The 8,891-nt window shown below is 72.9% G+C and carries 8 protein-coding genes; 6 read left to right on the top strand and 2 right to left on the bottom strand.

From position 1 onward, the window contains the following. The first annotated feature begins 267 nt into the window (after nucleotides 1-267). The 5 genes from LOY02_RS15950 (at nucleotide 268) to LOY02_RS15930 (ending at nucleotide 6,313) form a co-directional block, all read left to right on the top strand. Entirely contained in the window at nucleotides 268-2,157 is a 1,890-nt protein-coding gene (locus LOY02_RS15950) for an ABC transporter substrate-binding protein (RefSeq protein WP_317183354.1), read from the top strand. A 43-nt stretch (nucleotides 2,158-2,200) separates the two neighbouring features. Further along, a complete protein-coding gene (locus LOY02_RS15945; RefSeq protein WP_317183353.1) occupies nucleotides 2,201-2,914 on the top strand; it encodes a nucleotidyltransferase family protein in 714 nt (237 codons plus the stop codon). 63 nt (nucleotides 2,915-2,977) lie between these two features. Then, a complete protein-coding gene (locus LOY02_RS15940) occupies nucleotides 2,978-3,901 on the top strand; it encodes a MoxR family ATPase (RefSeq protein WP_317183352.1) in 924 nt (307 codons plus the stop codon). Beyond that, on the top strand, nucleotides 3,898-5,031 hold the full coding sequence (locus LOY02_RS15935; protein WP_317183351.1) for a vWA domain-containing protein: 1,134 nt from the start codon (nucleotides 3,898-3,900) through the stop codon (nucleotides 5,029-5,031). The genes LOY02_RS15940 and LOY02_RS15935 overlap by 4 nt, the downstream gene beginning before the upstream one ends. Beyond that, nucleotides 5,024-6,313, top strand: a complete 1,290-nt coding sequence (locus tag LOY02_RS15930) for an XdhC family protein (protein WP_317183350.1) — start codon at nucleotides 5,024-5,026, stop codon at nucleotides 6,311-6,313. Before LOY02_RS15935 ends, LOY02_RS15930 begins: the two co-directional genes overlap by 8 nt. Nucleotides 6,314-6,376: 63 nt before the next feature. Here LOY02_RS15930 and LOY02_RS15925 read toward each other — a convergent pair whose 3' ends face one another. Further along, the gene (locus tag LOY02_RS15925; protein ID WP_317183349.1) at nucleotides 6,377-6,754 is read right to left on the bottom strand and encodes a VOC family protein; all 378 of its coding nucleotides are present in this window, start codon (nucleotides 6,752-6,754) and stop codon (nucleotides 6,377-6,379) included. 77 nt (nucleotides 6,755-6,831) lie between these two features. Further along, nucleotides 6,832-7,773 (bottom strand): NAD(P)-dependent oxidoreductase, encoded by a 942-nt coding sequence (locus LOY02_RS15920; protein ID WP_317183348.1) that lies wholly within the window; start codon nucleotides 7,771-7,773, stop codon nucleotides 6,832-6,834. A 90-nt stretch (nucleotides 7,774-7,863) separates the two neighbouring features. Here LOY02_RS15920 and LOY02_RS15915 point away from each other — a divergent pair, with 90 nt between their 5' ends. Further along, nucleotides 7,864-8,778: an RNA polymerase sigma-70 factor gene (locus tag LOY02_RS15915; RefSeq protein ID WP_317183347.1), complete on the top strand. Its 915-nt coding sequence runs from the start codon at nucleotides 7,864-7,866 to the stop codon at nucleotides 8,776-8,778. The last annotated feature ends 113 nt before the right edge of the window (nucleotides 8,779-8,891 follow it).

The following is an 8,891-nucleotide window of genomic DNA, read 5'->3' as shown; positions in this document are numbered from 1 at the left end:
GAGGGGGGCGTCGAGTGGCCCCGAATGCGCGGGGTGGGCCCGGCGTTTGTGGTGCGTCCGCACTCTCAGCGAGCGCGGCAGGGCAGCGACGTCGTCATCCCGTGAAGCGAGCACAGCGGCATACGGCGTTGTGGGTATGGGACGCGCAGTGGTCGCTCGTCCCCCGCCGCTAGACTTGCCGTTCGGACGGGGGCCGAGCCGCTGCCTGCCGTCGCCCCTCGCGCCCCGGACCAGACTGGTGGCGCCTCGACCCTGAGGACCGTGTCCATGCGCCGCCGACCCACCACCTCGTTGGTGGGCGTCGGCGTTCCCGTCCTTGCCGCACTGGTCCTCGGGGCCTGCACCGCGCCGGCACCGCCGAGCGGCCCTGCGACTCCCACGGCGACGACCGCGACAGCCACCGGCACGGGCACGCCGACGACGACGCCACCGGTCCAGCTCCGACCGCTCGTCGTCGAGACGCACTTCGACTTCACCACGCTCGATCCCGTGGCGCTCGTCGACCGGAGCGGGCTCTTCGTCGCAGGTGCGCTCTACGAGACGCTGACCACGCTCGACCCGGCCGATCCGACCACCGTCCTGCCGGGCCTCGCCGAATACACCCTGTCGCCCGAGCGCAACTGGCTCACGCTTCGGCTGCGCCCCGACGCGACGTTCTCGGACGGCAGCCGCGTCACGTCCGACGACGTCATCTTCACGCTGGCGCGGGCCCGGGGTCTCGGCGGCGTGCCGGGGCAGTTGCTCGGTCCGATCAGCCTCACCAAGGTCGATGACCGCACCCTCACGGTGACCTCTCCCGGCCCGAACTTCGTGCTGCCAGCGGTCCTCGCCAACCCGGCCTTCGGGATCCTCAACGCCGACGTCGTCAAGACGCAGGGCGCCGCGATCGGCCCCGGCGACTCCGCAGGCGGCTGGCTCGCGGAGAACTCGGCCGGCTCGGGGCCCTACGTCATCGCAGACGTCGACCCCGGCCGGTCGGTGACCCTCGAGCCGAACCCGAGATGGTCCGGCGCACGCCCGGCGTTCGGCGACGTCATCATCCGCAACGCCACCCCGGCGCGACAGGTACGCGACATCGAGACCGGCGCGGCCGACGTCGTCCTCGACCTGCCACCGGGCCGGGCCGACGCGATGAAGCTGCAACCCGAGGTGTCCACCGTCGCCATCACGTCGCAGACGTCCTCGACGATCGCCTTCCTCATGCTCAACCGCGACAAGACCGTGAACACGTGGACGGCTGATCCGCACTTCGCCACGGCGGTCCGGCTCGGACTCGACATCGAGGCGATCGTCGCCGCTGCCGGCCCGGGTGCCCAGCCGGCGCTGGGGCTCGTCCCGTCGGGCCTGCCGGGAGCATTCGAGGTGCCGGAGCCTCCCGCCACTCCGTCGACTGCGGCGACCACACCGTCGACCCTGCCGGCCCCCGCGACACCCTCCGGCACGCCGACCCCGGCCACCCCGACGACGCCGCCTCCGATGCGCGCGCCCGCGCCGGGCTCCCCTGCCACCTCCGTCCCGACTTCCACGACTGCCACGATGGAGGATCCCTCCGCCCCGCGCACCGCGGAACCGACGGGCACCGACGCTCCCATCCCCACCGTCACCCCCACCGCCCCACCCGTCCGCGACGTCGCCGCGGCCAAGGCGGCGCTCGCGCGGTCCGGCTACCGCGGGGCGCCGATCCGGCTCACCTACGCCAGCGACCGACCGCTCAACGGCATCGACCTCGCCGGCGTCGCGAAGGTGGTCCGCGGCCAGCTGGCCCAGGTCGGCATCCGGGTCACCCTCGCGCCGACGCCCCTGGCCAAGGCTCGTGCCGCACTCGACACGGGCAAGACGCCGTTCGCGCTCTGGAGCTGGGCACCGGAGTTCGCCGAGGCCGAGGCAGCACTCGCCTTCGGCCCCGGCGGACACCTCGGCCGCCGGGCCGGCTGGATCCTCGGCGTGGACGGCGACATGAGCGCGCTCACCGAGGCGACCCGGAGCTCCTTCGGGGAGGAGCGACCCGGGGCCTTCGCGCGCTGGCAGGTCCAGATGAACCTGTTCGGCCCGTTCGTCCCGCTCTTCCAGCCCGCCGCCCACCACGCCCACGGGGAGCGCGTGACGGAGCTGCCGCGCAGCCCGCTCGTGGCCATCGACCTCGCCCGGGTGCGCTGAGGACCGCGCCGCGCGCGGGTAACGTCACCCCCGTGATGGTCGTATGCCGCTGAGCCCGCTCCCGCACCTGCGTGGCCTCGTGCTCGCGGCGGGGTCGGGCAGCAGGATGGGCGGACCCAAGGCCCTGCTTCGTCCGGGTGGTGACGGACCGACCCTCGTGGAGCGCGCGGTGCGCGTCCTCGTCGAGGGTGGGTGCGACGGGGTGACCGTCGTCGTCGGTGCGGCGGCCGACGAGGTCGCGGCGGTTCTCACCGCCCTCACTCGAGTGGCCCCGTCATCCACGGGTCCACGCACCGAACCCGAACCGAACGATGGCGACGATGTGACGGACCTGGACGTCGTCGAGTGCCCTGACTGGTCCGAGGGCATGGGGGCCTCGCTCCGGGCCGGCCTGGCTGCCCTGCTCCCCCGCCACGACGTCGAGGCGGTCGTCATCACCCTCGTCGACCTGCCCGACGTGGGGCCGGAGGTCGTGCGCCGGCTGCTCGGAGCCGACCCGGCGGTGACCACCACGACGACCCCGGCGATGACCAGCACGGCACGCGGCTGGAGCACGGAACTCAGCCGAGCGGCATACGGCGGCGTCCCCGGCCACCCCACGCTCATCGGGCGCAACCACTGGCAGGGGGTACTCACGGTGGCCCGGGGCGATCGCGGGGCACGCGACTACTTCCGGACCCACACCCACGCCCTCGTCGAGTGCGGCGACCTCGCCTCCGGTCGCGATGTCGACTCACCGGCAGATCTCGACAGGTGAACGGCTGGCGCTTGTCGCCGCGGTGTGCTTCCCCGTTCCGCGATTCTCGGCAATGCTCAGGACATGGACGCCGTGACCGTGCCCGCCGCCTCGGGGCAGCTGCCCGCCACGTTCGCGAGTCCCGAGGACGTCGCTGCCGCGCTCGGACGGACCGGCTACCTCGCCGACGACGCCCTCGCGACGGTGACGTTCCTCGCCATCCGCCTCGGCCGGCCGATCCTGCTCGAGGGCGAGCCGGGGACCGGCAAGACGGCGCTCGCCGAGGCCCTCGCTCAGGCGCTCGACCTCGAGCTCATCCGACTGCAGTGCTACGAGGGCATCGACGCCACGCAGGCGCTCTACGACTGGGACTTCCCCCGCCAGATCCTGCACCTGCGGGCCGTCGAGGCACTGTCGCGTCAGGAGCGTCGCGACCCGCTCGAGCTCGAGACAGAGCTCTTCGACGAGCGGTTCCTCCTCGCTCGACCGGTTCTGCGCGCCCTGCGCGAGTCGCCGTGCGTGCTCCTCATCGACGAGATCGACCGCGCCGACGACGAGTTCGAGGCGTTCCTCCTCGAGGTGCTGTCGACGTGGCAGGTGACCGTTCCCGAGGTGGGGACGATCACGGCGGGCACGCCCCCGATCGTCGTGCTCACGTCCAACCGCACCCGCGAGCTCCACGACGCCCTGAAGCGCCGGTGCCTCTACCACTGGATCGACCACCCGGGCCTGGCCCGCGAGCTGGAGATCGTCCGCACCCGGCTGCCCGACGTGCCTCCCGTGCTGGCCGGCGAGGTCGTCGGGGTCATCCAACGGCTGCGCTCCGAGGGTGGCCTCATCAAGCCGCCCGGTGTCGCCGAGACGCTCGACTGGGCCCGCGCGCTCGTCGCGCTCGGCGCCGCCGCGCTCGACCCCGAGGTCGCGGCCGCGTCGCTCGGGTCGGCCGTCAAGTACCGCGAGGACGCAGAGCGCGTGCGCGCCATGCTCGACCGTCTGCTGACGCGATGACGGTCGTCGACGCGTCACCGGCCCGGTGGGCGGCCGAGGCCTGGCTGCTCGGATTCGCCCGGGCGCTGCGCGCAGCCGGTCTGCTCGTCACCGCCGACCGTGAGCGGACCTTCCTGCTCGCGCTCGCCGAGGTGGGGCTCGCCGAGCGGCGCGACGTCTACTGGACCGGTCGCGCGACGCTGACGTCGTCCCCGGCCGACATCGAGCGCTACGACCAGGTGTTCACCTCGTGGTTCAGCGCCGAGCAGCCGACCCAGCTGCGGCGGCCGGAACGCGAGGTGCCGCCCGCCACGCAGGCCGCCCTCGAGGAGGGCGCGGGGGGCGCGGGCGAGGATGCCGGTGAGGAGTCGGTCCACGCCCGGGCGAGCGGGCGGGAGGTCCTCCGGCACCGCGACGTGGCCACCCTCGGTGTCGAGGAGCGGCGGGCGCTCGCGCAGCTCTTCGGGCGGTTGCACCCTCGCGCCCCGCGGCGCCGGGCGCGCCGGCACGTCCGCTCGCGGCTCGGGCAGATCGACGGGCCCGCGACCCTGCGCGAGCAGCTGCGTCGCATGGGCGAGCCCGGTCGCATCCACCACAGGTCCCGCGGCAGCCGCCCCCGCCGGGTGGTGCTGCTCATCGACGTCTCGGGTTCGATGAGCGCCTACGCCGACAGCCTGCTCCGGCTCGCCCACGCCTTCGTCCAGGCTGCCGGCCCGAGGGGCTCGGTCGAGGTCTTCACGATGGGCACGCGGCTGACGCACGTCACCCGGGCCCTGCGCGAGCGAGACCCGGACCGGGCGCTGGTCGCGGCCGGCGAGGCCGTGCCGGACTGGTCAGGGGGCACGCGGCTGGGCGAGTCGATCGGGGCGTTCCTCGACCGTTGGGGACGGCGGGGGATGGCCCGCGGCGCCGTCGTTGTTGTCTTCTCCGACGGTTGGGAGCGTGAAGGTCCGCAGCTGCTCGGCGAGCAGATGCGCCGGCTCGCCGCCCTCGCCCACCGGGTGGTCTGGTCGAACCCGCACCGCGGCAAGGCCGGTTACCAGCCGGTGCAGCAGGGGATCGCGGCGGCGCTCCCGCACATCGACGACTTCGTCGCCGGTCATTCGTTCGCGACGTTCGAGGAGCTGATCGAGGTGGTGGCTCGTGCGTGAGGTGCTCGCGGAGCTCATGGAGTGGTGGGACGCCGGCGAGGTGGTCGGCGTCGGCACCGTCGTCGGGACCTGGCGCTCGGCCCCTCGCCAGCCGGGTGCGTCGATGCTTGTCGGGCCGGGCGGCGAGGCCGTCGGATCAGTGTCCGGAGGCTGCGTGGAGGGAGCCGTCTACGAGCTCGGCCAGCAGGTCCTCGAGTCCGGGACGCCCGTGCTCCAGCGCTATGGGATCAGCGACGACGACGCGTTCGCCGTCGGTCTGACCTGCGGCGGAATCCTCGACGTCTTCGTCGAGAAGGTCTCCAGGGAGTCCTTCCCCGAGCTGGGCCTCGTCGCCGCCGACATCGAGGCCGGCCGTCCGGTCGCGGTCGCCACGGTCATCGAGCACCCGGACCCGGCATGGCTCGGCCGGCGGCTCGTCGTGCACCCCGAGGCTGTGGACGAGGCAGCGGTGGACGAAGCAGCTGTGGAGGACGGAGCCACTCGAGTGGCCGGGGACGCGGAAGCCGACCCCACCGGGACTGGGGCTGTGGAGGACGGGCCCACTCGAGCGGGCGGCGGCGCGGACGCGAGCCCAGCGGCATACGGGCTGCGCATGTCCCTCGGCAGCCCGCGCGCGGATGACGCCGTGCGCGACGACGCCCGCGGCCTCCTCGCGCAGGGCCGCACGGCGACGCTCACCTACGGACCCGACGGGGAGCGCCGTGGCGAGGGGATGCGGGTCTTCGTCCAGAGCCACGCGCCGAAGCCGCGGATGCTCGTCTTCGGGGCGATCGACTTCGCCGCGGCGGTTGCCAGGGTGGGCAGCTTCCTCGGATACCACGTGACGGTGTGCGACGCCCGGCCCGTCTTCGCGACGAAGACCCGCTTCCCAGCCGCCGACGAGGTCGTCGTCCGGTGGCCGCACGACTACCTCCGGGAAGAGGTCGAAGCAGGGCACATCGACGGTCGCACCGTGCTCGCCGTGCTCACCCACGACCCAAAGTTCGACGTGCCCCTCCTCGAGGTCGCGTTGCGCCTGCCCGACGTCGCCTACATCGGGGCCATGGGGTCGCGGCGCACCCACGAGGACCGCCTCGAGCGCCTGCGCGAGGCCGGTTTGACCGAGGCCGAGCTGGCACGGATGTCGTCCCCCATCGGCCTCGACCTCGGGGCGCGCACGCCGGAGGAGACGGCCATCTCGATCGCCGCCGAGATCATCGCGCTCCGCTGGGGTGGCCAGGGCGAGCGACTGGCTGAGCTCGAGGGGCCGATCCACCACCACGAGCACCCGCACGACACCTGAGTCGTACGCCGCTGGGCCCCGGCCCCGCTGGGCACTCCCTCCTTCTGCTGCGGGGCCCGAAGGTCAGTGGACCCCGAAGCAGAAGGGGTGGCCGGCGGGGCTGGCATAGACGGCGGACACCTCGTCGCCGTCGGGGTTGTCGGGCGGTCGCCTCGGCGCCTGGAGCTGACGGCCGCCGAGCTCGACCGCCAGCCGGCCGGCCTCGTCCAGGTCGTCCACGTGCAGGTCGACGTGCACCTGTTGCTGCTGCCTGCCGTTCGGCCAGTCCGGGGGCACGTGGTTCGGGGATCGTTGCACCCCCATGACCCACTCGCCGTCGACCACGATGCTGTGCCAGTCGTCGTCCCGGTGGACCGTGCCGCCGAGGAGCCCGGCCCAGAACGCGCTCTCGGCCTCGATGTCGCTCGCGTCGAACACGACGACGCGTCTGATGATCTTCACGTCCGCTCCCGTCCCAGTTCCGCGCAAAGGATCGGATCATCGTAGGACCGGTTGCGGACGCTTCGCGTCCGCAGCCCTCAGAGGCTCTGCGGGAAGCCGACCCGCCACGACGGGTATCGCAGCGTCCAGCCGAGCTCGCGCTTGGCCTTCGCGTTGGACGACCCGCGGATCTTCGTCATGAGGTTGACGCCGTGCTCGCCGATGAGGATGCGCGCGAGCCACACCGGGACCCGCCGCGGCCCCGGTGCACCGATGGCCTCGGCCATGGCCGGCAGCCACTCCGACATCCGGGCCGGCTCGTCGTCGACGATGTTGTAGAGGCCGGCGGACCCCCGCTCGACGGCCGCCACGGTCGCGTTGGCCGCGTCGACACTGTGGACGAAACACCAGACGCCGGCGCCGTCGCCGACGAGGGGCATCTTGCGCTGGCGGACCATCTGGAGGATCGCGCCGTCCTCGCCCTTCGCGATGCCCGTGCCGGGACCGTAGAAGCCGCCGTAGCGAAGGACGACGCCCTCGAGGTCGGTCGCCCCGCCGACGGCTTCCTCGACGTGGCGGATCGCGGCGAGGGTCTCCCGCGACTGGGGAGCCGGGTCCGGGTCGAGACCCGTGGTCTCGTCGGCGAGCCCGCTGCCGGTGCGCGGGTTGGTCCAGCCGGTGAAGCTCTGCGCGAGGAACCGGCCCACGCCGAACGTCCGCGCGGCCTCGAGCAGGTGGTCCGTCCCCTCGGTGCGCAGCCGGTTCGTCAGCCCGAAGGTCCGGTCGAAGTGCTTGGGATCCATACCGGCTCGCAACGCGGTGAGCTGGTGGATGATGACGTCGGGCTTGGCTTCCTCGACGGCCGCGAAGACCGAACTGCGGTCGAGGCCGTCCATGCGCAGCGGCGTCGCACCGGCTGCCGCGATCGATGCCGTGTTGCCGGAGCGCGTCGTGCCGAAGACGTGGTGTCCCGCAGCGACGAGGGCAGGGGTGAGGGTGTGGCCGAGGGCGCCGCTGGCGCCCGCCAGAAGGACTCGCATGATCGCTCCTTCGTGTGGAGATGCGTGGTGATGTCCCCTCCGACGCCCCACCCCGGCGCGGTGTGACAGCCGGCGTGGAATCCTTGGGGCGTGACTCTCATCGCCGAGTCCCACGACGAGCTCCGGCCGCTGATGTTCTCCATCGCCTACCGGATGCTCGGCAGCGTCGTCGAGGCGGAGGACGTCGTCCAGGAAGCGCTCCTGCGGATGGCCCGCGCCACCGCCGAGGGTGAGGAGCCTCGCAACCTCGATGCGTGGGCGACGACGGTGACGACGCGGCTCGCCATCGACACGCTGCGGTCCGCTCGGGTGCGGCGCGAGGCCTATGTCGGGTCATGGCTGCCCGAGCCCCTCGTCACCGACCATGCACCCGACCCGGCCCATCGCATCGAGCTCGACGAGTCGGTGTCGGTGGCGATGCTCGTGCTCATGGAGACGCTGAGCCCGCACGAGCGCGCGGTGTTCATCCTCCGTGAGGCGTTCGGCTACGACTACGCGGACATCGCGGCGATCGTCGAGCAGTCCGAAGCGACCTGCCGACAGCACTTCTCGCGTGCCCGCAAGCACCTCGAGGCGGGGCGCCAACGCTTCTCGGCGTCGTCGAAGCGTCGGGACGAGCTCGCGGCAGCGTTCCTCGACGCCGTCCAGCGTGGTGCGCTCGCGGACCTCGAGCGGATCCTCGCCGACGACGTCGTGTTCTGGGGCGACGGCGGAGGGAAGGCCCCGGCCATCGGCAAGCCGATGCAGGGAGCCGTGGCGGTGGCACGGTTCGTCCTCGGCCTGGCCCGTCGCGGCGGTCCGCTGGGCTTCCGCCTCGAGCCCGCCCGAGTCAACGGCGAGCCCGGTCTGCTCACCATCGGCCCGTCAGGGGAGCTGCTCGGCGTGCTCGCCCTCGAGGTCGCGGACGGCCGGATCGTCGGCCTGCGCAACCAGATCAACCCTGACAAGCTGCGCCACCTCGGCAACGTCGGCGACCTCAACGCGCTCATGCGCGGGACGGACTGAGCCGAGTCATTCCACGAGGTCGGCCAACCGGGCCAAGGCCATTCGGGTCCCTTCTTATCGAGCACACAGGGCGACCCTCGCCGGATGCCGCTGGGCTCGCTCGCGCTCAACGG

It is taken from the genome of Intrasporangium sp., assembly GCF_032907665.1.
Classification (GTDB): Bacteria; Actinomycetota; Actinomycetes; order Actinomycetales; family Dermatophilaceae; genus Intrasporangium.
The sequence above is the reverse complement of the archived record's forward strand: the minus strand, read 5'-3'. Positions and strand labels throughout refer to the sequence as shown.